The organism is Kitasatospora setae KM-6054 (assembly GCF_000269985.1).
GTDB classification, from domain to species: Bacteria; Actinomycetota; Actinomycetes; order Streptomycetales; family Streptomycetaceae; genus Kitasatospora; species Kitasatospora setae.
Genome location: NC_016109.1, coordinates 7,812,354 through 7,836,285, shown reverse-complemented (window position 1 = coordinate 7,836,285; position 23,932 = coordinate 7,812,354). Strand labels below are relative to the sequence as shown.

The 23,932-nt window shown below is 74.8% G+C and carries 18 protein-coding genes and 1 pseudogene; 8 read left to right on the top strand and 11 right to left on the bottom strand.

The annotated features are described in order from the left end of the window. Positions 1-23 precede the first annotated feature (23 nt). Positions 24-875: a hypothetical protein gene (locus KSE_RS43145; protein ID WP_014140009.1), complete on the bottom strand. Its 852-nt coding sequence runs from the start codon at positions 873-875 to the stop codon at positions 24-26. Positions 876-1,291: 416 nt separating this feature from the next. On the opposite strand from KSE_RS43145, the pseudogene KSE_RS46410 reads away from it, so the two are divergent. Next, positions 1,292-1,999 (top strand): annotated as a pseudogene (locus KSE_RS46410) (AfsR/SARP family transcriptional regulator); the annotation flags it as partial. A 67-nt stretch (positions 2,000-2,066) separates the two neighbouring features. On the opposite strand, the gene KSE_RS34410 reads toward KSE_RS46410, so the two are convergent. Further along, positions 2,067-2,459 (bottom strand): hypothetical protein, encoded by a 393-nt coding sequence (locus KSE_RS34410; protein ID WP_157850079.1) that lies wholly within the window; start codon positions 2,457-2,459, stop codon positions 2,067-2,069. A 273-nt stretch (positions 2,460-2,732) separates the two neighbouring features. On the opposite strand from KSE_RS34410, the gene KSE_RS34405 reads away from it, so the two are divergent. Both KSE_RS34405 and KSE_RS34400 read left to right on the top strand, forming a co-directional pair. After that, positions 2,733-3,371, top strand: a complete 639-nt coding sequence (locus KSE_RS34405) for a ClpP family protease (RefSeq protein ID WP_014140008.1) — start codon at positions 2,733-2,735, stop codon at positions 3,369-3,371. Position 3,372: 1 nt separating this feature from the next. After that, complete coding sequence (locus KSE_RS34400) at positions 3,373-3,969, top strand: ClpP family protease (protein ID WP_014140006.1); 597 nt, start codon at positions 3,373-3,375, stop codon at positions 3,967-3,969. Between the two features lie 24 nt (positions 3,970-3,993). Here KSE_RS34400 and KSE_RS34395 read toward each other — a convergent pair whose 3' ends face one another. The 4 genes from KSE_RS34395 to KSE_RS34380 form a co-directional block, all read right to left on the bottom strand. Next, positions 3,994-4,473 (bottom strand): helix-turn-helix domain-containing protein, encoded by a 480-nt coding sequence (locus tag KSE_RS34395; RefSeq protein WP_014140005.1) that lies wholly within the window; start codon positions 4,471-4,473, stop codon positions 3,994-3,996. 147 nt (positions 4,474-4,620) lie between these two features. Then, positions 4,621-7,149 carry a DUF7617 domain-containing protein gene (locus KSE_RS43725; protein ID WP_014140004.1) on the bottom strand — a complete coding sequence of 843 codons (2,529 nt, stop codon included), beginning with the start codon at positions 7,147-7,149 and terminating at the stop codon, positions 4,621-4,623. Positions 7,150-7,433: 284 nt separating this feature from the next. Further along, a complete protein-coding gene (locus tag KSE_RS34385) occupies positions 7,434-8,210 on the bottom strand; it encodes a polysaccharide deacetylase family protein (RefSeq protein ID WP_033259319.1) in 777 nt (258 codons plus the stop codon). Positions 8,211-8,317: 107 nt separating this feature from the next. Next, a complete protein-coding gene (locus KSE_RS34380; RefSeq protein WP_033259320.1) occupies positions 8,318-9,301 on the bottom strand; it encodes a LysR family transcriptional regulator in 984 nt (327 codons plus the stop codon). A gap of 221 nt (positions 9,302-9,522) precedes the next feature. On the opposite strand from KSE_RS34380, the gene snpA reads away from it, so the two are divergent. Both snpA and KSE_RS34370 read left to right on the top strand, forming a co-directional pair. Next, positions 9,523-10,173: a snapalysin gene (gene snpA / locus KSE_RS34375; protein ID WP_014140001.1), complete on the top strand. Its 651-nt coding sequence runs from the start codon at positions 9,523-9,525 to the stop codon at positions 10,171-10,173. Between the two features lie 223 nt (positions 10,174-10,396). Then, on the top strand, positions 10,397-10,945 hold the full coding sequence (locus KSE_RS34370; protein ID WP_014140000.1) for an LURP-one-related/scramblase family protein: 549 nt from the start codon (positions 10,397-10,399) through the stop codon (positions 10,943-10,945). A 22-nt stretch (positions 10,946-10,967) separates the two neighbouring features. Here the strand turns inward: KSE_RS34370 and KSE_RS34365 are convergent, their stop codons facing one another. Then, positions 10,968-11,396, bottom strand: coding sequence for a hypothetical protein (locus tag KSE_RS34365; protein WP_148283209.1), 429 nt, complete (start codon positions 11,394-11,396; stop codon positions 10,968-10,970). Between the two features lie 305 nt (positions 11,397-11,701). Between KSE_RS34365 and KSE_RS46050 the strand changes: the two genes are divergently transcribed. After that, a complete protein-coding gene (locus KSE_RS46050; protein WP_014139998.1) occupies positions 11,702-12,823 on the top strand; it encodes a PP2C family protein-serine/threonine phosphatase in 1,122 nt (373 codons plus the stop codon). Between the two features lie 42 nt (positions 12,824-12,865). Here KSE_RS46050 and KSE_RS34355 read toward each other — a convergent pair whose 3' ends face one another. The 3 genes from KSE_RS34355 to KSE_RS34345 form a co-directional block, all read right to left on the bottom strand. Next, positions 12,866-13,120 carry a lipopolysaccharide assembly protein LapA domain-containing protein gene (locus KSE_RS34355; RefSeq protein ID WP_014139997.1) on the bottom strand — a complete coding sequence of 85 codons (255 nt, stop codon included), beginning with the start codon at positions 13,118-13,120 and terminating at the stop codon, positions 12,866-12,868. A 41-nt stretch (positions 13,121-13,161) separates the two neighbouring features. Continuing rightward, on the bottom strand, positions 13,162-14,004 hold the full coding sequence (locus tag KSE_RS34350; RefSeq protein ID WP_014139996.1) for a bestrophin-like domain: 843 nt from the start codon (positions 14,002-14,004) through the stop codon (positions 13,162-13,164). Positions 14,005-14,139: 135 nt separating this feature from the next. Continuing rightward, on the bottom strand, positions 14,140-15,594 hold the full coding sequence (locus KSE_RS34345) for a YncE family protein (protein WP_014139995.1): 1,455 nt from the start codon (positions 15,592-15,594) through the stop codon (positions 14,140-14,142). Positions 15,595-16,010: 416 nt separating this feature from the next. Here KSE_RS34345 and KSE_RS34340 point away from each other — a divergent pair, with 416 nt between their 5' ends. Continuing rightward, positions 16,011-17,936 (top strand): alkyl/aryl-sulfatase, encoded by a 1,926-nt coding sequence (locus tag KSE_RS34340; RefSeq protein ID WP_014139994.1) that lies wholly within the window; start codon positions 16,011-16,013, stop codon positions 17,934-17,936. Between the two features lie 66 nt (positions 17,937-18,002). Here the strand turns inward: KSE_RS34340 and KSE_RS34335 are convergent, their stop codons facing one another. Then, positions 18,003-18,437: a hypothetical protein gene (locus KSE_RS34335; RefSeq protein WP_033259322.1), complete on the bottom strand. Its 435-nt coding sequence runs from the start codon at positions 18,435-18,437 to the stop codon at positions 18,003-18,005. A gap of 343 nt (positions 18,438-18,780) precedes the next feature. Between KSE_RS34335 and KSE_RS34330 the strand changes: the two genes are divergently transcribed. After that, positions 18,781-23,844, top strand: coding sequence for a DUF5979 domain-containing protein (locus KSE_RS34330; protein WP_014139992.1), 5,064 nt, complete (start codon positions 18,781-18,783; stop codon positions 23,842-23,844). The last annotated feature ends 88 nt before the right edge of the window (positions 23,845-23,932 follow it).

Below are 23,932 nucleotides of genomic sequence, written 5' to 3'. Positions count from 1 at the left end.
CGGCCGCCCCGGGGCCGCACCCGCTACCGTCCGCCCGCCCCGCCGTCCGCCCGCGCCGCCCGCACCTCCCCCGCGCCCGTCCCGTCGGTCCCCGCCCCGTCCGCCACCGCCCCGTCCGCCACCGGGACGCCCGCCACCGGCACGTCCCGCTCGGTACGGCGCGCGGCGGGGGCCGCCGGGTCCGGCCGGCGGTCCCCGGGGGCGGCCGGAGCGTCCTCCCCGAGCCCCCAGACCGCCGGTACCACCCGCTCACCGGTCACCCGCCCGTCCGCCTCCGGCCGCTGCGGCGGGCGCCGGACGGCCGTCACCCGCCGCAGCGGCGCGGCCCACTCCGCCCGGACCGCGCCGTCGCGCTTGGGCCGGATCGCCCGCACCTCCCCGGGGCCCAGCTCGGACTCCGGCACCGGAACCTGCTCCCACCCCTCCGGCACCGGCGGCACCTCCCACCCACCGACGGCGACGCCCCGGCCCTCACCGCCACCCGCCACCGTCCGCCCGGCGCCACCAAGCCCCGCCGCCGAGGTCGGCACCGTCTCCGCCCCCGCCCCCGCCCTCGCCTTCATCCCCATCGCGTCCTGGGCCGCCCGCTCGTCCAGGCACTCCAGCCGGACGGCGAGGCCGCCCCGGGGCGCCCGGGCCGCGCCCGGTTCACGCAGGAGTCCGTCGTGGCGGCGCCAACTGCCCTCGGGGGCGCGGTGTTCCAGGGTCAGCTCCCAGTCGCGGGCGGCGGGGACGTCGAGGCGGGCGCCGATCCGGGCGGGGAGCGTCCAGGTGCCGTAGGGGGTGCGGGCCACCACCCGCTGTTCGGGGGCGGGGGCGGGGTCCGTACCGGTCACGGTGATGCGCCATGCTCCGCCCATCCGCAGCACGTCCACGCGAGACCTCCCGAGCCGTTCCGCACCCGCCGCTCCCGGAGGGGGCGGGCGCGTTCGACCCGCACCCTGCTCGACGGGCCGGCCGCCCTCCCGGGTTCACCGACCGCACCGAACCGACCGCACCGAACCGACCGCACCGAACCAGCCGCGCCGAACCGGCCGCCACCGCGAACAGCTGACGATCGGTCAGCGAATTTCGACCGACCATCACTTGAATGCTGAACTACGACATGGTCGACACAGCATCCGATCATCGATTCATCAGACCTCCAATCTCCGACAAACACACGAATAACCGCCCGAAACCGCGACCTCCCGAGGTCAAGGGCCGGTCAACCGCGTGTGGCAGACTGCCGCCGAATCGTGGACATCGTGGACGGAACACCTAGCCAACCCGCATCCACCTGGGGGAATCCGTGCTCATACGCCTGCTGGGGCCCGTCGAGCTGCGGACCGCCGACGGCCGCCTGACCCCGCCCGGCGGCCCCAAGCGGTCGGGCGTCCTGGCGCTGCTGGCGCTCGAACTGGGACGGGTCGTCCCGGTCGCGCGGCTGTCCGAACTGCTGTGGGGCGACGCGGCCCCCGCCCAGTCCCGGGCCGCGCTCCAGGGGCACATCGCCGCCCTGCGCAAGCTGCTCACCGGCACCCCGTTCACCCTGCTGACCCGGACACCCGGCTACCGGCTCGACGGGCCCGCCGACCAGATCGACGCCCTCCGCTTCGACCACCTCACCGCCCGCGCCACCACGCCTACCAACGACGCGGACGCCGTGGCCCTGCTGGACGAGGCGCTCGCGCTGTGGCACGGCGGCTCCGCCCTCGCCGACCTGCCGGACACCGAGCTGCGCCGCGTCCTGACCGACCGGCTCGCCCGGGACCGCACCCGGGCCCTGGAGCGCTGGGCCGGGCACCTGCTGCGCCTGGACCGCGCCCCGGAGGCCGTCTCCGCGCTCGACCGGGCGGCCGCCGCCGACCCGCTGTACGAGCCGCTGGCCGCCCTGCTGGTGCGCTGCCTGCACCGCTCCGGCCGCCCGGCCGACGCCCTCGCCGCCTACCACCGCACCCGCCACCGGCTGTCCGAGGAGTTGGGCGTCCGCCCGGGCCGGGCCCTGCGGGCGGCGGTCGACGAGGTCCTCTCCCCCGAGCCGGCCCCGCTGCCCACCCCCGCCCCCTCCCCCGCGCCGATCCGCCTCAGCGGAGCGACAGTTCGGCCAGCAGTAGCTGCACCCCGCCCTCACCGAAGCGGTGCATCAGCAACGCGACCCAGCGCGCCACCTCGTCCCGCTCCGCCCGCGTCCACCGCCCCGCCGACGGATGCTCGTCGACCACCAGCGCCCGGGCGACCCCGCGCAACCCGGCCGACGCCTCCAGCAGTTCCCCCGCTCCTCCCTCGTCCGGCCCGCCCAGCGCGAGCCGTCGCGCCACCGCCGCCACCTCCCGGGCCGCGGACTCCGGTACCCCGGACCCCGCGGTCGCCAGGGCCTTCCCGTCCGCGTCCGGAGCCGCGCAGGGCCCGTCCGGAACGCCGTCCTCCGCCGCCAGCCACGATCCGATCAACGCCCGGATCTCCGCTTCCCCGTCCATGCGCACCAGCATGCCAGTCCTCGCCCGGCCCCCTGCCGCCCTCACCCGCACCGACCGCCTTCCCCGTCTCCCGGCGGCTCCCGTCGTCACCGTCCCGTGAACCTGAACGGCCCTCACCCCGTCCGGCGTTCACCGTGCCGCCGGACGCCCCGTCCCCGGACGTTTCTCTGCCCGCAGCGAATCTGCGGCGGGCAGAGAAACGTCCGGCGACGGGTGGCGGCGGGCAACAGTGGAGTGACCGACTGTCCGTCACTTGCACTTCCGGGAGAACCGATGACTCCACTCAGTACGCTCCGCCCGCGGGCGGAGGACGGCGACACCGCGTCCGGCCCGTTCGACGACCACCTGGCGGCGCTGCTGCTGGCCCGCCGGATCGTGCTGCTCGGCACCCAGGTCGACGACGTGTCGGCGAACCGGGTGTGCGCGCAGTTGCTGCTGCTCTCGGCGGAGGACCCGCGCACCGACATCAGCCTGTACATCAACAGCCCGGGCGGTTCGGTCACGGCGGGGCTGGCGATCTACGACACGATGCGGCTGATCCCGAACGACGTGTCGACGCTGGCGATGGGGTTCGCGGCCAGCATGGGGCAGTTCCTGCTGACGGTGGGCGCGCCGGGCAAGCGGTTCGCGCTGCCGAACGCGCGGATCATGATGCACCAGCCGTCGGCGGGCATCGGCGGCACCGCGTCCGACATCGAGATCCAGGCGGAGAACCTGGAGTACACCAAGCGCGCGATCGAGCGGATCACCGCCGCGCACACCGGCCAGAGCGAGGAGACGATCGCCCGGGACGGCGACCGGGACCGCTGGTTCACCGCCGAACAGGCCCGCGAGTACGGGATGGTGGACCGGGTGCTGGAGTCGCTCGCCGAGGTCGGCTCGGCGTCGTCCCGTCGACGGGCGGGGCTGTGACATGGCCTCCTACCCGATTCCCTACGTGATCGAGCGGACCGCGCAGGGCGAGCGCTCGTACGACGTGTTCAGCCGGCTGCTGAACGAGCGGATCGTCTTCCTCGGCACCGAGATCGACGACGGCGTCGCCAACGTGGTGATCGCCCAGCTGCTGCACCTGGAGTCCGCGAGCCCGGACGAGGAGATCGCGATCTACCTCAACTCGCCCGGCGGGTCGTTCACCTCGCTGATGGCGATCTACGACGCGATGACGTTCGTGCGCTGCCCGATCGCCACCTACTGCGTCGGGCAGGCGGCCTCCACCGCCGCCGTGCTGCTGGCCGGCGGCGACCCGGGGCGGCGCTCGGTGCTGCGGCACTCCCGGGTGCTGCTCGGCCAGCCCGCCAGCGGCGGACGGCGCGGGACGGTCTCCGACCTGAGCCTGGCCGCGAAGGAGGTGCTGCGGATCCGCGCCCAGGTCGAGGAGGTGCTCTCCCGCCACACCGGCCACCCGGTGGCGACGCTGCGCGCCGACATGGACCGCGAGAAGGTGTTCGGGGCCGACGAGGCCGTGGCGTACGGCCTCGCCGACCGGGTCCTGAACAACCGCGTGCTGTAGGGCGCGCGGCGGTCGGCGGCGGGCTCAGGCCGCCAGGCAGAGCCCGCCGTACCGGCCCGCGGAGGCGGTGGCGGCGGCGGAAGCGGTGCGCAGCGCGGTGGCGCTGCGCCCGGCGGTGGCGCTCGCCCGGCGGGCCGCCGTGGCCCGGCGCCGGTGGGCCTCGACGAGTTCCTCCTGCACCAGCGAGAGCACGTCGCCGAGCCCGAGCCCGAGTGCCCGGGCGGCGGCGGCGAGCACCTCCGAGGAGGCTTCCTTGCGGCCGCGCTCCAGCTCGGACAGGTACGGCACCGAGATCCGGGCCGCCTCCGCGACGTCCTTCAACGTCCGCCCCTGGGTGAGCCGTTCGCGCCGCAGCACCCCGCCGACCACGTCCCGCAGCAGCGGTTCCCGGGCCTCGGGTTCCGCCTGCGGCCCCGGCACGGGGCGCAGCGGCGCGGGGTGCGACGGCACGGGGCGCAGCGGGACGACGCGGGCCTGGGGTGCGTCCGGCAGAGGAGTTGTCATCTCCCCAGCCTAGGCACCCCGGGCCCCGGGGACAGCCTGTGCGGCTCCGCTCTGCTGTCAGCAGAACCGGTGCGCGGAGCCGGTGCGCGGAACCGGTGCGCGGAACCGGCACGCGGCCGCCCCGGGGCCCGTTCCCGCCCCCGTTCGCTAGTCCTTGCCGGGCACCGCGAGGATGCACAGCAGCGAGCAGGCCACCGCCGAGGAGGGCGCGGTGGTGGTGGGGGCGGTGCCGGCGGGCGCGTTCGCGGCGACGAAGCTGGCGGACGCGGTGTTCTTCAGCGGCAGCGCGAGCAGCAGCGAGTCGCAGTAGACCTGGCGGCTGCTGCCGGCGGCCAGCGCGAACGTGCCGGCGGCGTGCTGGCAGGCGGGCGTGGTGGGGTCGTTGACGGTGACGGTGGCGGCGTCGACGGGGCCGGCGTTGGTGACGGTGATCCGCCAGTGGGCGGTGCCGAGCAGGCCGAGCAGGCCGACGGGGCTGGTCTTGGCCCAGGGGCCGGGTCCGCCGGGTGCGCAGTCGCGGGTGAGGGCGGAGCCGCAGATCTCCTTCTCGACGGTGATCTTGGGCTGGCAGCCGGTGCCGGGGGCGACGGCGGTGGTGACGGTGTTGGAGGTGAGCGCGCCGGTGCTGTCGGTGCCGGTCGCGGTGTTGCTGACGGAGGTGGTGGTGCAGGCGGCGGCGACGGTGGTGCGGAAGCAGATCTGCGGCGCGTCGCCCCGGTAGTCGACCACGAGCATGGGGTGGTTGGTGGTGCTGAAGTCGCCGGTGCTGGTGAGCACGAGCTGGGCGGTGACGGTGAGCGCGGGGTGCGCGGCGGGGTCGACGCCGGTCAGGTCGACGGTGCCGTCGGCGGCGAGCGGCGGGACGGTGACGGGCGCGCCGCCGGGGTCGGTGACCAGGACGCGGGAGGCGTTCAGGTCGACGTGGGTGAGGTCGATGTCGGTGAGCCGGGCCCGGCTGTAGCCCTGGATGTGGCCGGTGGCGCCGTCGCAGTAGAAGTCGGTGGGCTTGAGGGTGACGGTGGCGCCGCTGTGCTGGCAGGGGCTGGCGGCGGTGGCCGGGTCCATGGAGAACAGCACGCCGGCGTCGCCGAGGCCGATCAGGCAGCGGGTGGTGCTGTCGTAGGCGTAGCCGTAGTCGCGGGTGACGCCGCCGTTGGCGCTGGGGTGGGTGGCGGGGGTCGGGAAGCCGGCGCAGGGGGCGGCGGCCGTCCAGTCGTGGCAGAGGGTGACGCCGCTGCCGCCGCTGCCGCCCCAGGCGGGGAAGTAGCTGCGGGTGCGGGTGCCGGTGGCGGTGTCGGCGGTGACGGTCTCGGGGTCGAAGGTGAGGGTGTTGCCGCTGAGGGCGGCGAGCGTGCTGGGGGCGGTGAGCGGGGAGCCGTCGACGGCGTAGCAGGTGGTCAGGACGTTGGCGCCGCCGACGGTGCTGGTGCAGGCGCCGTTGGGCTGTCCGGCGGTGTCGTACGAGGTGAAGGCGTCGTAGGTGTAGTAGGCGGTGCTCGGTCCGGCGGTGTGCGGGGTGGTCCAGCCGGCGCAGGTGGTGTTGGTGGTGGTGTCGAAGCAGCCGAGGGCGGGCGCGCCGGGGGCGCTGGAGCCGCTGCCCTGCGGGGCGGAGGAGGCGAACACCTTGTCGCCGACGGCGGTGACGCCGCCCTGGTAGAGCGCGCCGGGGGTGTTGGGCAGGTCGTGGTTGGGGGCGACGACCGGGGCGTAGGGCTGTCCGGCGCAGGGGGTGCGGGCGGGCAGGGTGAGGCAGAGCACCTGTCCGGTGCTGGCGGCGGCGTACAGGTTGTCGCCGACCTTGACGAGTCCGGCGAGGTTGTTGGCGGCGCTGGGCGAGGTGCCGTTGGCGGCGAGCGCGGTGTAGCCGCAGTTGGCGTGGGCGGCCAGGTCGAGGCAGCCGACGCCGACGCCGGTGGGGGTGTAGGCCGGGTAGTACAGCAGGTTGGGCTGCTGCGGGTCGAGGACGTACTTGGAGGTGAGCGGGCTGCCGAGGTCGCCGGTGTTGCCGGTGCCGAGGGGCCCGGCGGCGGCGTTCAGCGGGCGCGGCCAGGGGCCGCCGGTACAGGGCTGGCCGGTGGTGAGGCTGCTGCAGACCACCTTGGCGGTGGCGGGGGCGGCGTGGTGGTAGATGCTCCACGCCTGCACCTCGCCGGTGGGCGTCCGGTACAGCACGGGGGTGTAGCCGTCGCCGCCGGTGGCCTGCGCGGTGGGCTGGACGGGGGCGAGCAGCAGCGGGGAGAGCTGCGTCCCGCCGGCCCGGGCGACCGGGTTCTCGGCCCGGACGGCCACGGTCGCCGTCCCGGGGTCGGTGCTCTGGAAGGTGCTGCCGTCGGTCGACCAGGACGGCGTCCAGCCGGGCGGCACCTGCAGCGAGCCGGGGACGTACGTCTGCGCGGTGCCGGCGCCGCTGATCGGGTCGGTGACGGCGGCGGGCGCGGGGGCGTCCGTGGCCGAACCGTTGCGGTACTGGACGGTCCACTTGAGGGTGTCGCCGTGCTCGGCGGTCGCGGCGCCGGGGTGGGTGGTGTTCTGCACGCCCTTCACCAGCGCGGAGCCGGCGGCGGCCGCGCCCTGGCCGTCGGCGGCGGGGGCCGGGGCGGCGGCGGGGGCCGGGGCGGCGGCGACCGGGGCCGCCTGGCCGAGGCCGAGCAGCAGCAGGGCGGTACTGACGGCCACCGCCAGGCCGGTGCGGGCCGCGCGGGACCGGCGGTTCGGAGTCGGGAAGGACGGAGGGAGCGGAGGGAGCGGAAGGGGCGGACGCGGGCTTTTCAGCACTGTTTCTCCACCTCGGATCAGCAGCCGGTCCGACTGGTCGTCAGACCGCGCCGCCGCCCAGGTTAGGAGGCCGAACTCCCGCTTTGTGGCCCGATTTTCCTATCGATCTCATGATGACCGAATATGGCCATCACTTTGCCCCGAGAAAACGAACATCCGCCCTTCATTCGAAAACACGATCCGGCTCATCGGTAGATCGTGCCGGGCTTCGCCGTCCCGGGCGCCAGCAACTGGTCGACGGTCACCAGGGTGTAGCCCCGCGCGGCCAGCCCGTCCAGGATCGCGGGCAGCGCGGGCACCGTCCCCGCGTGCAGCGGGTGCAGCAGGACGATCCCGTCCCGCGCGACGCCGTCCAGCACCCGGCGGGCGATCAGCCCGCTGTCGTCGGTGGCGTAGTCGCGCGCGGTCACCGTCCACAGCACCTGGGCCAGGCCGAGCTCGCGGGAGATCCGGGAGACCCGGTCGTCGGTGCGGCCCTCGGGCGGCCGCATCAGGGTCGGGCGCCGGCCGGTGAGCCGCTCGATCGCGTCGGCGGTGCGGCCCAGCTCGTCCCTGACCCGGTCGTCCGTGGCCTCGGTGAGCCGGGCGTGGGTCCAGGTGTGGTCGCCGACCGCGTGGCCCTCCGCGGCGATCCGGCGCACCAGCTCGGGGTACCGGTCGAGGTCGCGGCCCTCCAGGAAGAAGGTGCCCAGCCCGTGGTGCTCCGCCAGCAGGTCGAGCACCTCGCCGGTGGGCTCGCCGGGGCTGCCGTCGAAGGTGAGCGCGACGCACTTCACCCGCGCGCAGTCCACCGCGCCCGCCGCCACCGCCCCCGCCGCCTCGCCCTGCCGCCGCGCCTCCGCGGGGCCGACCGTGACCATCGCGAAGCTCCGCACCACCGCGACCACGGCCAGGGCCGCGACCGCCAGCACCGCCGTCCCGAGCAGCAGGTAGAACCGCGGCCGCTTCCGCACCTTTTTCATACCGGTGACCCTACATTCCTCCTTTCACCCGATTTGACCATCAATGACCACCTCGCCCCCCCGGGGTCGACGACCCCCATCCGCCCGGCCCGAACGGCTCCCGAGCGTCACCCGGCCGGGGCGGCCGGGGCGAGCAGGGTGTGCAGGGAGCGGTTGTGGCGGCGCAGCCAGGCCAGGTAGGCCGGGTTGACGCTGGCCAGGTCGAGGTAGGCGTGGCAGAGGTCGACCCAGAGGCCGTCGAGCGCGGGGCCGCCGACGGTGTCGGGTCGCCAGGTGAGCAGCAGCCGGACGGCGAGCGGGTCGCCGTGGACGGGGCGCAGGACGGTGCCGGGGCCGGGCGGCGAGGTGGGCTGGCAGGGGCGGACGGCTTCGCCGGAGGCGACGAGTTCGGCGGCGGTGGCGTTGTCCCGGACCTGGACGACGCGCGGGTCGAGTCCGGCCTCGGCGAAGGCGCGGCGCAGGGCGGCGTACTCGTGGTCGGCGGTCGGGTCGACCATCCAGGTGTCGTGGGCGAGGTCGGCGAGGCTGACGACGGGCCGGCCGGCCGCGGGGTGGGTCGCGGCGAGGGCGACGAACTGGGGTTCGCGGGCGACCAGGACGCGCTGCTCGGTGCCGGCCGGCACGTGCAGCGGGAAGCCCTCGCTCTCGTGGACGAAGGCGATGTCGAGCTGTTCGGCGGCGACCAGGTGGAGCAGGGCGATGGCGGAGATGTCGATGTGGATGGTGGTCTCGGTCTCCGGGAGCCGGTCGTGGATGCGGCGCAGCCAGGCGGCGACGGCGCGGCTGCCGACGCTGCCGATCCGCAGCCGGCGGCGGCCGGGTCCGGCGGCCTCGGCGCGGGCGGCGGCGACCAGGGCGTCGAGTTCGGTGATCACCGGGCGGGCCCGGGAGAGCACGGTGTGGCCGAGGGCGGTGGGGCGGCTGCCGGTCCGTTCGCGGGTGAACAGCCGTCCGCCGAGGGACCGTTCGATGCGGTGCAGCTGGGTGGTCAGCGACGGCTGGGTCATGCCGAGTCGACGGGCGGCCTTCCGGACGCTGCCGGTGTCCGCGATCGCGCACAGCACCCGCAGGTGTCGGACGTCGAGCTCCATCACGGGAGCATAGCCAGCCGCCCCGCGCCTGCCAAGAGCATGTCAAGGAATGCCCATCACTCGCCAACTCCGCCACCGCGCAAGGGTATTGACCAGAGCTATCGCCGGTTGCCATCTCCGCGCCCCGGCCGCCCTGCCCCAAGCTCGGTGCAACCACTCACCAGCGCGTTCCGGGCGGCCACCCCATGCCGCCGGGAGCCGCGGAAAAATGGAGTCCCCACATGAACCGCTCCATGACCGTGCTCGCCGCCGCCCTCGGGCTGGTCCTCTCGGTCGGCAGCGCCGCCGCCGTGCCCGCCGCGGCCGCCACCCCCGCCGCCCCCTCGACCGCCACCGCCCAGGGCTACACCCCGGCCGCGGGCCTGGCCGCCAAGTCCGAGGACGCGAACAACAAGGCGTTCTACGAGGCCGTGATGAAGTCGGCCCGCGCCAAGCAGGCCGCCAACCCGTACCTGCTGGTCGTCGCCGTCACCTACGACGCCAGCCAGGCCCCGTCCTTCCGCACCGTCATCTCGCAGAGCGCGCAGATCTGGAACTCCTCGGTGAGCAACGTCCAGCTCCGCTCCGGCACCAACGCAGACTTCCGCTACTACGAGGGCAACGACTCGCGCGGCTCCTACGCCTCCACCGACGGCCACGGCCGCGGCTACATCTTCCTCGACTACGCGCAGAACCGGCAGTACAGCTCGCTGCGGGTGATCGCCCACGAGACCGGCCACGTCCTCGGCCTGCCCGACCACTACTCCGGCCCGTGCAGCGAGCTGATGTCCGGCGGCGGCCCCGGCACCTCCTGCACCAACCCGTACCCGAACACCACCGAGCGCAGCCGCGTCAACAGCCTCTGGGCGTACGGCCTGGCCGCCGCCGGCTGACCCGGCCCGGCCCGGCCCGGCCCGGCGCCCCCTCCCCGAGCGGGTGCGGGCCCGCTCGGACGGAGGTCCGCAGGGCGGACGGGCGGCGCACCCCGGCGGGGGTGCGCCGCCCGTCGTCGTCCCGTCCCGCCACCGGGTGCCCCGCGGCCAGAAGATGCGGCCCCGCCCGGGCGGGGGTACGAAGAGCGGACCGCATGCCACCCGTTCAGGAGAGGACGCCGGGATGTTCGAGGAACGCCGCGCCCGCCGCCAGGCCAACCGCGCTTTCGACCACGGCGACGGGGTCACCCGCTACCAGATGCGCCAGAAGGTCCTCGCCGTCGGCGACGACTACTGGATCGACGACGACGCCGGCGACCACGTCTACAAGGTCGACGGCAAGGCCCTGCGCCTGCGCAGGACCTTCCACATCGAGGACCGCTCCGGCCACCGCGTCGCCACCGTCCAGGGCCGCGCCCTGCGCATCAAGGACTCGATGGAGATCGAGGACGCCGACGGCCACCGCATCGCCATGGTCAAGAAGGCCCTGATCAACCCGCTCCGCGACCGCTGGCACATCGAACAGGCCGACGGCCCCGACCTCTCCGTCCACGGCAACGTCCTCGACCACGAGTACACGATCGAACGCGACGGCACCAAGGTCGCCGAGGTCTCCAAGAAGTGGTTCCGGCTCCGCGACACCTACGGCCTGGAGATCGGCCCGGAGGCCGACCACGCCACCGTCCTGGCTGCGGCGATCGCGATCGACGCGATGTCGCACCCCGGCGACTGACCCCCCGCCCGGTCGGCGCCGCTCAGCGGCGCCGCGGCCCGGCCTGCTCGCGGAGCCGGGCCATCCGGTCGCGGAGCTTCTCGGCGTCCGCCCGCCGGTAGCGCGCGGTCGAGCGGAGCGGCAGCTCGCCGGCCGTGCGGTGCGCAAAGACCACCAGGTGGTAGGGCTGCCCGGCGTTGCCGACCCGTTCGGCCACCGCCGGTTCGCCGAGGTCGCGCCAGGACGTGCGCACCGTCCGGCCCATCCTCCGCTCGGTGAGGCCGGACCGGTCGACCGTCACCCCGACGCGCACGCCGAGGTAGGTGAACCAGACCGACAGGACGGTGAAGACGGCGTACATGCCGATGGCGAACGGGGCCTCGCTGTAGAGGGTGCAGCTCAGGCAGAGCACCACCATGCACGTTCCGAGGACCGCCAGGGCCGCCCGCTGGAGGGCGGGATAGAGCGTCACCTTGTTCTCCATGTCCCCCACTGCCTATCCCGTCCGTGCCGTCCGCTGGAGTCGATCGTACGGATGCGCTCGGGCGCCGTCAGCAGAAGCGACGAGACGGCGGCGCGACGGCGGCGCGGGGGCGAAAGGCCCTACCGGGCGGTGCCGGGCGGCGGTTACCGTCGTAGGCCATGCCGGTGCCCCCGCCCGGCCCGCCGCCGTTCCGTCCTCCGGCGCGCGGAGCGGTCATGCGGAGCGATCGCGCGGAGTGTTCCGTGCGCGGGGGTCGGAGGAGGACGCGGACAGCCGAGAGGGAGCGCAGCGAGATGTCGTCGACCGTCGACGGGCCGGGCCACGCCGGACGGGGGCGGTGGTGGTCGCGGCCGTGGGTGCTGCCGGCCGCGGCGATGCTGCTGGTGGCGGCGGGCGACCTGCTGCTCGGGCCGGCGCTGGGGCTGCTGCCGCTGTTCGCGGCCGGCCCGGCGCTGGCGGCGGGGCGCGGTTCGCCGCGGACGGTGCTGGGTTCGGCGGCGCTGGGGGTGGCGCTGGTGCTGCTGGTCGCGGTGTGGGACGGGCTGTGGGGGCACACCCGGGTCTGGGTCGCGCTGTGCGGGATCGTCTTCACGGCGCTGGCGGCCTGCTGGGTGTCGGTGACCCGGCGGCGGGCGGAGCGCGAACTGGTGGACGTCCGGGCGGTCGCGGAGACGGTGCAGAACGTGCTGATGCCACCGCTGCCGTCCCGGCTGGGCCCGCTGGAGCTGACCGGTTCGTACCGCTCGGCGCACCGGACCGCCCGGGTCGGCGGCGACCTGTACCAGGCGGTGCAGGTGCCGGACGCCGGGGTGCGGATCCTGGTCGCGGACGTGCAGGGCAAGGGGCTGGAGGCGGTCAGCGCGGCGGCCGTGGTGCTGGGCGCGTTCCGCAACGCGGCGCCGGTCGCGCCGGACCTGAACGCGCTCGCCGCCCAGATCGAGCACGCGCTGGCCGAGCAGACCGCCGGGGACCGGTTCGTCACGGCGCTGCTGGCCGACGTCCGCCCGGACGGCCGGACCACGCTGCTGGACCACGGGCACCCGGTGCCGGTGCTGCTCCGGGCGGACGGCGGCGGCGCGCCGGTGCTGCCCCGGCTGGACCCGGCCCCGCCGTTCGGGCTGGCCGCGCTGACCGGCGCGCCCGCGCCGCGGCCGACCGTGCTGACGCTGCGCGACGGCGACCGGCTGCTGTTCTGCACCGACGGCCTGACCGAGGCCCGGGACGGCGCCGGCGCCTTCTACCCGCTGGCCGACCGCGCCGCGCCGCTGCTCGCCGCGCGCTCCCGGCGGCAGGCGCTGGACCGGCTGCGGGACGACGTCGAGGACTGGACCGGCAGCGGCCCGGACGACGACTCGGCGCTGCTGCTCTGCGACTTCCGCCCGGTCCCCGCCGAACGCCTGCGGGTGGCGGCCTGAACCCTCGGGCCCGAAGGTCCCCGGACCGCCGCCCCCGGGCCGTCAGCCCTTGGTGCGGCGGCGGGCCAGCAGCCAGCCGAGCGCGGCGCCGACCAGCAGGGTGACCAGCAGGACCAGCCACAGCGGCAGCGTGACGGTGGGGATCCAGAGCCGGATCTGCACGGAGGCGGTGTTCACCGCGATGAACCAGACCGCCAGCACGCCGAGCACCAGGAACACGATGGTCCTGATGCGCATCTCGCGGCCGCCGACGGTGACCGAGGCCGGCCGGTCCGCATTGCTCGTCTTGTCAGCCATACGGCCCATTATGTGAGCGATCACCCGGTTCGGCCCGTCGGCTACCGACTGCCGCCCAGCGCCGGGCCCGGCGGTCCCGCCGGGCCCACCGGCCGGGCGTCCAGCTGGTCCATCCGGGCGAGCGCGTCCCGGAAGGCGCCGGAGCCGACCCGGATACCACTGGCGAAGGGGTGGTTGAGCTGGACCACCACCCAGACACCGCTGGCGAACATCGCCGCGAGCAGGCCCATCCCGAGCAGCGCGCGCGGCCCGGTCGGCCAGCCCATCAGGAGCAGGAAGAACGGGGCGACGCACGCGCTGGTGATCAGGAAGCCGAGCAGGACGGGCGAGATCCCGTCCCCGGCGGCGGCGGACAGCCGGGCCCGGCGCTGGGTGTAGACCTGCTGCAGGGCATCGTGCAGGTCGGACTGGCTCTGCGCGGAGGCGCCGGGGGCAGCGGCCCCCGCGGCTCCGGACGCCCCGGCGCTGTCCGCCGTCGTGAGGTCGCGGAGCGCGTCGAGGTGCTCCCAGGCGGCGGGGGCGGCCTGGCCGCGGGCCATCAGCGGCCACTCCTCATCGACGACGGTCCGGGCGTAGTCGCGCAGCCCGCGCTGGAGCGCGGCGGCCTGGGCGGCCGGGTAGCCGCGGCTGGCCAGGTAGGCGTCCCGGACCGCGCCGGCCTCGATACCGGTTCCGGCCCGGGCCGTGCCGAGGCTGTTGCTGGTGCTGACGATCAGGAAGGCGATGGTCAGCACGTACATCGAGGCGATCGCCCCGCAGGCCGCGGACACGGTCGGTCCGCCGTCGGCGATCCAGCGCCGGCCGATCCGCCGCTGCCACAGCCAGGCGGCGAGCATGCCGAGCCCGCACGCCCCGAGGGCGACCGCGGCACCTTGCAGGTACATCCCGACTCCCGTCCGTGATCCGGTTCCCCCGGCTCCCCAGGATCGCCACGGATGTCCGCCGGGGCCCGGCCGACCACTCCATCGGGTAGCTCCGGCCGGGCCGTCCGGCCCATCGGGATGTCAACCGCTTCCTGCTCAGCCGCAGTTGATGATCAGTCCGGCGAGCGCGACGCAGCTGCGGGTCGCGCTGTCGTCGGACGGGTCCGGGTCGTCGGGGGCGGAGGCGGTGCGGGTCACCGTGGTCTGGTAGGCGGTGCCGAGGCTGAGCAGCGCGACCGGGAGGCTGAACGTGCGGCCGGCGCTGGCACCGGGCGCGAGGCCGGTGACGGTGCAGGTGACCCGGCCGGGGGCGGCGGCGCAGCCGGGGGCGGTGGTGGTGGGGGTGACGGCGCCGGGGACGACGGTGGCGGTGTAGGTGGCGCTGGTGGCCGTCGTGGTGGTGCTGGTGTTGGTGACGGTGAGGGTGTAGTCGATCCGGCCGCCGAGCAGCCCGGCCACCGGCGTCGCGGTGAGGCGGACGGCCAGGTCGGCCTCCCGGTGGACGGGGGCGGGCGCGCGCGGGATGGCCAGGTCGACGGGGGCGCGGACGTCGCGGGCCCGGCCGAGGACGGTGTCGGTCGCGGTGTCGAGCACGGTCAGGTAGTCGTCGGCCCGGTTGGCGACCCACAGTTGGCCGCCGTCGGGGGTGAGGGCCAGCGCGCCGGGCTCGTCGGGGGTCTCGACGATGCCGGTGACCTGCCCGCTGCCGGTGGCGAACGCGGTGACGGTCGGGCCGAGCGCGCTGCCGGCGTAGCCGCGCCCGCCGTCGGGGCTGACGGCGATGCCGTCGGCGCCCGCGTAGACCTGCACCTGGGCGCCGACGGTGCGGGTGGCGGTGTCGACCACGGCGACGACGCCGGTGTCGTACTCGGTGACGTACGCGTGCCGGCCGTCGGGCGCGACGGCGACCCGCCGGGGCGAGCCGGGCAGCGGGAGGGTGGCGACGACGGTGTTGCCGGCGGTGTCGACGACGGTGAGGCCCTGCGGCTGGACGAGGTAGAGCTCGCGGCCGTCCGGGGAGAGCGCGGCGTCCTCGGCCAGGAAGCCGACCGGGATGCTGGCGGTGGCGGCGCGGGTGGCCGGGTCGAACACGGTGATCCGGGCGGCCGCCGGGTCGCCCTGGTAGTCGCCGACGTACAGCCGGGTGCCGTCCGGGGAGACCGCGACGGCGCTGCTGCCGGTGCGGGTGGCGATCGGGACGGGCGCCCGGCCGGGGGCGGTGGTGTCCACGGCCCAGACGGCGGGGGCGCCCCGGTCGGTGACGTAGACCCGGGTGCCGTCCGGGGCGGCGGCGATCCGGGCCGGCTGGACGCTGCCCGGGAGGGCGATCTGCCCGAAGGGCTGCCGGGTGGCGGTGTCGATGGTGGTCAGGGTGCCGCCGGTCTGGTCGACGACGTACGCGACGGTCCCGGCGGGCGGCGGGCCGGGCGCGTCGGCCGGGGCGGCCGAGGCGGGGGCCGGGAGGGCGAGCAGCAGCGGCGCCGCGAGGGCGAGCGCGAGCGCGCCGGCGACGGCGGGTCTGCGGAGCGGGGCGGCGGGACGGGATCGCACTGCTGTCTCATTTCGTTCGTTCGCGAGGGTGGCGCGGTGACGGCGCGGCGCGGCGCCGTCCGGGCCCTGGGCGGCGGAGCGCCGGAACGGCGGGCGCGGCCGCGACCGGAGGTGTGCGGGCGGTCACCGGGTGTGCATGCTGCTGGGCCGCGCGCCCGGCTCGCAAGGGCGGTTTCGCGCCACCGCGAGCGCCCGGCGCGCGTTCCCGCCGGATCCGCGACCGCCGGACCGAAAAGCGTCCCGTCGCATTGTCCGAAAGGCCGCCTCACCGATCGCACACGCCCCTCCGCCCCAACTCGCCACTCCCGGAAGGGCGTTCGGATATCGCTCACTCGATCGGCGCAGTCGGCCGGGCGGTTCGGCGCCCCGGCCCCGAGGCTGAGGGGCAACGTCCGTCCTCGATCAGGGAGTCATCGATGGCCCAGCGCCCCAGCTCCGAGCCCACCCCGTCCGGACACACCCCGTCCGAGCCCGCCCAGCCGAGCATCGCCGCCGCCAACCGCGCGGTGCTCGACCGCTTCCCGTTCGACGACACCCGGGACTTCGAGGACGCCAGGCGCGGCTTCCTGGGGACGGCGGCCGACCCGCTGGTCAGGGACGAGGGCGGGCGGACGGTCTGGGACCTGGAGGCGTACGGCTTCCTGTCCGGCGACTGCCCGGACAGCGCGAACCCGAGCCTGTGGCGGCAGAGCGGGCTGGTCTCCGACCACGGCCTGTTCGAGGTGGTCGAGGGGATCTACCAGGTCCGCGGCTTCGACCTGTCGAACATGACGATCGTCGAGGGCGACGAGGGCGTCCTGGTGATCGACCCGCTGCTGACCGCCGAGACCGCCGCGGCCGGCCTGGCGCTGTACCGGGCGCACCGGGGCGACCGCCCGGTGACCGGCGTGCTGTACACGCACAGCCACGCCGACCACTTCGGCGGTGTGCGCGGCGTCGTCCCGGACGGCGCCGAGCTGCCGGTGCTGGCACCGGAGGGCTTCCTGGAGCACGCGGTCAGCGAGAACGTGTACGCGGGCACGGCGATGAACCGGCGCGCGGCGTACATGTACGGTGCGGCGCTGCCGAAGGGGCCGCGGGGGCAGCTCGGCGCGGGCCTCGGCCAGACGCTGTCGACCGGCGAGGTGACGCTGATCCCGCCGAACACGGACATCACCCGCACCGGCCAGGAGGAGGAGGTGGACGGGATCCGAATGGTGTTCCAGCTGACCCCGGGCACCGAGGCCCCGGCCGAGCTGAACATCTTCTTCCCCGCCTTCAAAGCGCTGTGCATGGCGGAGAACGCCACCCACAACCTGCACAACCTGCTGACCCTGCGCGGCGCCCAGGTCCGCGACCCGCACGTGTGGTCGCGCTACCTGACCGAGGCGGTCAACCTGTTCGGTGCCGACAGCGACATCGCGTTCGCCTCGCACCACTGGCCGGTGTGGGGCCGCGAGCGGGTGATCGCGTTCCTCTCCGAGCAGCGCGACCTGTACGGCTACCTGCACGACCAGACGCTGCGGATGCTCAACACCGGCCTGACCGGCCCGGAGATCGCCGAGCTGATGCAACTGCCGCCCGCCCTGGAGAAGGCGTGGCACACCCACGGCTACTACGGCTCGGTCAGCCACAACACCAAGGCGATCTACCAGCGCTACCTGGGCTGGTTCGACGGCAACCCGGCCCACCTGTGGCAGCACCCGCCGGTCGAGGCGGCCGCCCGGTACGTCGACTTCATGGGCGGCGCCGAACAGGTGCTCGCCAAGGCCCGCGAGTCCTTCGCGTCCGGCGACTACCGGTGGGTGGCGGAGGTGGTCAACCACGTGGTCTTCGCCGACCCGTCCAACGCGGACGCCCGCACCCTGCAGGCCGCCGCGCTCGAACAGCTCGGCTACGGCAGCGAGAACGGCACCTGGCGCAACTTCTACCTGATGGGCGCCCTGGAACTGCGCGACGGCGGCGTCGGCACCCCCACCGCCACCACCTCCCGCGACGTGATCGCCGCACTCACCCTCGACCAGCTCTTCGACTCGCTCGCCATCCGGGTCGACGGCCCGGGCAGCTGGGACGCCTCGCTCGCGATCCGCTGGAACATCAGCGGCCACCGGGAACCGGTCACGCTGCGCCTGCACAACGGCGTCCTCACCCACATCGCGGGCGAGGGCCCGGCGGTGGCCCCGCCCGGTGTGACGATCACCCTGGACGAGGCCGACCTGCGTGCCGTCCTGCTCGGCGCGGCCGACCTGAACGACCTGGCCACGAGCGGCAGGGCCGCGATCGACGGCGACCCGAAGGTGATCGCCGAGCTGCTCGGCCACCTCACCGCCCCGGACCCGGACTTCGCCATCGTCACCCCCTGACGCCCGGTCACCACCGGAGGGGCGGGGCGCCGGAGCTCCGGCGCCCCGCCCCTCCCGCGCGCTCCGTCAGAAGGCGACCTTGTAGGTGTCCCCGTCGACGTGGACGTGCTTGTCGTTGCCGGTCAGGAAGAACGCGTACCGCTTGCCGTTGTCCACCGCCGCGGCCGCGACCGGGGTGGAGCCGGCGCCGCCGTCCAGCGACTGCCAGGCGGTCCAGCCGTTCTTGTCGTCCTGCCAGGACGCGCAGTAGAGCTTGCCGTCCAGCCCGGTGATGATCACCGAGGGCACTCCCGCCGGGTTGACCAGGGTGCACACCGCGTTCTTGGTCTGCCCGCCGGGGATCTTCGTCCAGGCGGTGGCCCAGGCCCCGCCGGTGTTGACGTTGTAGTAGACGCCCTGGTCCTCCCCCACCGCGAGGACGAACAGCTTGTCGCCGGCGGCGATGGCCGCCGCCACCGGCAGCGCGGTGGTCATGCCGCCGGGGATCTGGGTCCAGCTCACGCGTTCACTCTCCATGGTCGGAAGCCGAGGCTCCGCAGTGTGCCGCCCCGCGCGGCGGTCCCGCCCGGCGATCACCCGAACCTCCCGCGCGCAAGGACGTGATCACGCCAACCGCCGTTCCCGCCCCGCACTCTCCCGCGCGCCGCCCACCCACCCGCCGCGCGCCCCGGCCGAGACACTCGCCGCGCACCCTGCCGAGGCGCTCGCCACGCACCGCGCCACGCACCGCGTCACGCCGTTCGCCTGACAAATGATCAGCCCACCGGTGCGGCCGCCCGCCGCCCCGACTTGCGGATCATAGGGTTTCGCCGTATTTGTCCGTTTCCACGGCGAGGACCCGCGCATGCCACGACCACCCCGCTCCACCCTCCGCGCCGCTCTGGGGGTGCTGACCGCCGGCGGCCTGCTGCTGGGCACCTTCGGCACCTTCGGCGGCGCGCTGCCGACGGCCTTCGCCGCCGACGAGCAGAGCGCGGTCAGCATCACCAAGACCGACGACCTGGGCGGAAAGCCGCTGCAGCCGGGCGACGAGTTCGTCTACACGCTGAACGGGCAGTGCTCGGGTCTGACGGTGGACTGCGTGCACTTCACCGTGACCGACACGCTGCCCGCCGAGTTCGAGGTGACCAGCCTCCCGCAGTCGACCAGCACCCGGGACGTCACCTACGACGCGGCGACCCGGCAGCTGACCATCGTCTACAAGCAGGCGCTGCAGAACCCGGCGGGCGAGACCGGGCTGCGGGCCGGGCAGGCCGGGTCGGTGGAGGTCGGGATGCGGCTGCCCGCCGACACCGATCTGAAGACCGGCACGGTGGTCACCAACACGGCCGCCGTGGACGCCGACAACGCGGCCCCGCAGAGCGCCGACGACGACATCACGGTGCAGATCCCGCTGGTGGTCAAGCCGGTCGGGACGAAGAGCTGGAGCGACGGCTCGGCGGTCGCGGGCAGCGGGGAGGAGTCGACGCTGACCCTGGGGGTGCGCAACAACTCCTCGTCCTCGGCGCAGGTCTCCCGGCTGACCGTCTCCGACACCGACCAGCAGACCTTCGAGTACTTCGACTTCGAGTCCGCCACCGTCACCGCCTTCCCGGCCGGCGCGGACCGGGCGACGCTGGTGGTCACCACCGCCGACGGCGCCACGCACACCGGTGACCCGATCACCTCCCCCGGCCCGCTCCCGCTGCCCGCCGGGGTCGACGCCTCCCAGGTGACCGGGTTCCAGGTGGTGTTCACCAACAGCGCGGGCACCCCGCTGCCGACCGACCCGAACGGCGGCTCGGTCACCGTCCGACTGAAGCTGCGCGACACCTACCGCTCCACCGGGCAGCCGCTGAAGCCCACCGACAAGATCACCGTCGACAACTGCGCCACCCCGCAGGCCCAGGAGGCGGCGTCGGGCACGGTCAACGGCGCCGACGCCTGCGCCGGGTACGAGATCCTGCCGGACGTCCTGGTGGTCAACGCGACCAAGAAGTTCTTCCCCGACACGAACGGCGACTGGTCGCAGCAGAGCGGCGAGCACGCCGTGGTCGGCGAGAACTCCCCGGTGACCGCGCAGGTGGACGCCGTCAACCAGTCGCCGTTCCCGATCAGGACGATCACCGTCACCGAGCCGTCCACCCTCCAGCCCGCCGACTTCGCCGAGCTGGACGTCCGGCAGGTGCGGCTGCGCTTCCCGGCGGGGGCCACCTCGGCCGCGCTGACCGTGACGTACGCGGACGGCACCACCAGCACGAACACGTACACCGCGGACACCGTGGTGGACGTCGGCAAGCCGGGCACCACCGTCGCCAAGGTCGAGGTGACGTACACCGGCACCGACGCCGCCGGGAACCCGACGATCGCGGCGGGCGCGGACGCCGGGCTCGACCTGCACGGCACGCTGGTGCCGGGGGTGACGGCCGGTCCGCTGACCAACTGCGCCTCGTTCACGGCGGACGCGGGCCGCGCGGACGGCAGCGGGACGGCCGCCGGGCAGGCCTGCCAGGCGCTGACCGTGGAGGACCCGAAGTCGGCCAGCGGCGGCAGCAAGTCCACCGACCAGACCGACGTGCCGCCCGGCCAGCCGATCCCGATGCACCTGAAGGTCACCAACAACGGCAACGTGCCGATGGTGAACCCGGTGCTCACCGACCCGCCCGCCAAGCCGGACGGCACGCCCGACTTCTCCCAGGGCACCCCGTTCAGCGTGCTGCGGATCGACTCGATCACCGTCAACCCGTCGAGCGCCCCGGTCACCGTCGAACTCTGGGACCCGACCACCGGCAGCTGGGTGCCGTACGACGCCGCGAACACCGACCTGCTGCACCGGGCCACCGCCGTCCGGGTCTCGTACGCGGGCGGCCTGCCGCCCGAGGGCGGCTACAGCATCGACCTGGTGACCGAGCGCCGCCCGGAGGCCGGGGACGGCAGCAGCTTCCAGAACTGCTTCAACCTGACGGCCGACTCCGGCTACGCCGCCGGCAGCCCGGTCTGCTCGGCGGGCATGACCACCGGCCCGGCCGCCGACGCCGCCTCGCTGAACAAGTCGATCAGCCCCGGCCAACTGCCCCAGTACGTGCCCGGCCTGGCCCGGCAGCACGCGGACGTCGCGCTGACCGTGCTCAACACCGGCAACATGTCGGCGAACCTGCTCCGGATGACCGACCAGGACGCCGACTTCTTCGACGCCGTCGACCTGGTCGGCATCACCTCCAACACGATGCCGGCCGGCGCCGACCGGGTGCAGGTCGACGCGTACGTCAACGGCGCCTGGGTGAACGGCACCCCCGCCGGGAACGCCGCGCTGCCCGCCGGGGTGAACCCGGCCGACGTGACCGGCGTGCGGGCGAGCTACACCTCCACCAGCCCGGCCAACGACGGCTACACCCTCACCCCGTGCGCGGCCACCAGCTGCTCCGGCGTGCTGCACCTCGACGTCAGCCCGCGCCCGACCCTGCGCTCCACCGGCGGCCCGGTGCCCGACCACCTGGAGGACACCCTCTCCGGCGCCTTCTCCACCAAGCTGGAACCGGCCGGGCAGCTCGCCCCGATCGCCCCCGTGACCGCCACCCTCGACCTGGTCAAGGGCACCCCCGAGCTGGACGTCAGCAAGACCCCGAACACCGCGCTGGCCCCCGGCGAGGACGCCCCCTTCCAGCTGAAGGTCACCAACACCGGCACCGCGAACGTGCCGGACCTGGTGGTCAAGGACGACCTGCCGCCGGGCATCGCCTTCCTGAGCACCTTCCAGGGCGACAACGGCCAGCCGTACCGGATCATCGACGTCCGGCTCCCGGACGGCACCCCGCCCGTCCCGACCCCCGTCTTCACCCAGACCACCAGCGGCTCCCGGATCTCCGGCCTGACCTGGGACTTCGCGAAGAACGCGGACGGCTCGGCCTGGGTGCTCGCCCCCGGCGCCACCTTCACCATCGAGATCCACGTCACCCTGGAGGCCGGCATGACCGCCGACCAGGTGGCCACCAACACCATGGGCGCCACCTCCTCCGACCCGGCGCTGGTCTGCGACGGGACGAACCAGCGCGACGGCGCGGTGTTCGGCACCGGCCTGTACTGCACCGCGACCGCCACCCTGACCGCCAAGTCCGGCGCCGCGTTCCAGGCCCGCAAGTGGGTCTCCGGCAACGACGCGCTCGGCTGGTACGACACCCGGGCCAAGCGGGGCGTCCCGGCCGGCGACGCCTCCTGCCTGTCCACCACCGACGCGGACGGCATCCGCTACACCGCCGCCCCGTGCATCGCCCTGGTCAACCCCGGCGACCGCTACCACTACCTGATGCGCCTGCAGAACGCCGGCACCGAGGCCGGCACCGCGATGCGGATCGTCGACCGCCTCCCGGTCCAGGGCGACACCGGCGTGCTGCTCCCGCAGAACCGCGGCACCGCCTGGGACAACCGCCCCACCCTCGCCACCGAGCCCAAGCTCACCGGCCCCGGCACGATGACCCTCGCCTACGAGGACACCGAGCCGCTGTGCACCGACGACCTGAAGATGGGCGGCGCGGGCTCCACCGAGGCGCAGTGCCCGGCCGGCACCTGGGACGACCCGTTCAGCGCCCGGGTGCTGGGCTTCCGGGCCGAGCTGGTGTTCTCCCCCGCGCTCGCGCCCGGCGGCACCGTCGACCTCACCTACGCGATGGACACCCCGACCAAGGTCACCCAGGACGGCGACCCGACCATCGCCTGGAACTCCTACGCCCACAACGAGACCACCCAGCGGGCCGGCAGCCAGCGGGTGCTCCAGGCCAACGAGCCCACCCAGGTCGGCGTGGCCACCGCCTACGGCAGCCTGACCATGCGGAAGACCTTCGGCGCGCGGCCCGACCGGCTCGGCGCGGCGCTCGACCGGGTGCCGTTCCCGTTCCACGTGGTGTGCCGCAACACCCCGGCGGGCCTCGGCCTGACCACCGTGCTCGACCAGGACTACCGGGTCTCCGCGAACCGGCCCGTGACCGTCGGCGGCATCCCGGCCGGCTCCACCTGCCAGGTCTGGGAGACCTCCGCCCGCGGCGGCGCCTCCGAACACCCCGTCGGCGACCCCGTCGGCATCACCATCACGCCCGGTCTCGGCAGCGAGTCCGTGCAGACCGTGCCGATCCGCAACGACTTCCGGTTCGGCGGGATCACCCTGCAGAAGGCCCTCACCGGCGAGGCCGCCCGGTACGCCGCCGGGAAGACCTTCACCGCCACCGTCTCCTGCGCCCTGCCCGACGCCGCCGGCGACGCGAGCGACCTCGTCCTGCACCAGGACTACCAGGTGACCGCCGACCAGCCCGTCACCGTCACCCCGCTGCCCGTCAACTCCCGCTGCTGGGCCGAGGAGATCGACACCGCCGGCGCCGGGCAGGCCGTCGTCGACCACGGCACCGCCGACGACCCGGTCACCGTCACCGCCGGCGACCCGGCCGGCGCGACCATCACCCTCACCAACACCTTCCCCGCCGGGAAGCTCGCCGTCACCAAGCACGTGGTGAACGGCGGCCCCGGACCGTACTCCTTCGCCCTCGCCTGCACCACCGCGAGCGGGCCCGTCCCGCTGGCCGCCGCCGACAGCGCCTTCGCGCTGAGCGACGGCGAGACCCGCGAGATCACCGTCCCCGACGGCGCCGAGTGCACCGTCACCGAACGGGACGCCCCCGCCGGGGACACCGTCGGCTACTCGGTCGCCGACGGCCGCACCACGGTCGCCGGCCGCGCCGCCGTCGAGGTCACCAACACCTTCGCCCTGCCCTCGCCCACGCCCACCGCCGCGCCCACGCCCACCGCCTCACCGACCGGGGGCGACGGCGGCGCGCTCCCGTCCACCGGCACCGGCTGGGCGCCGTGGGCCTCCGCCGCCGCCCTGCTCGCCCTGCTCACCGGCGCGGCCCTGCGCCTGACCGCCCGGAGCCGCCGCCACTGACCCTCCCCGCTCCGCGTTCCGCCGCCCTGACGCCCCCTCCTCCCGCCTCATCCCGCCTCATCCCGCACCGGCCCCGCGACGGCTCCGC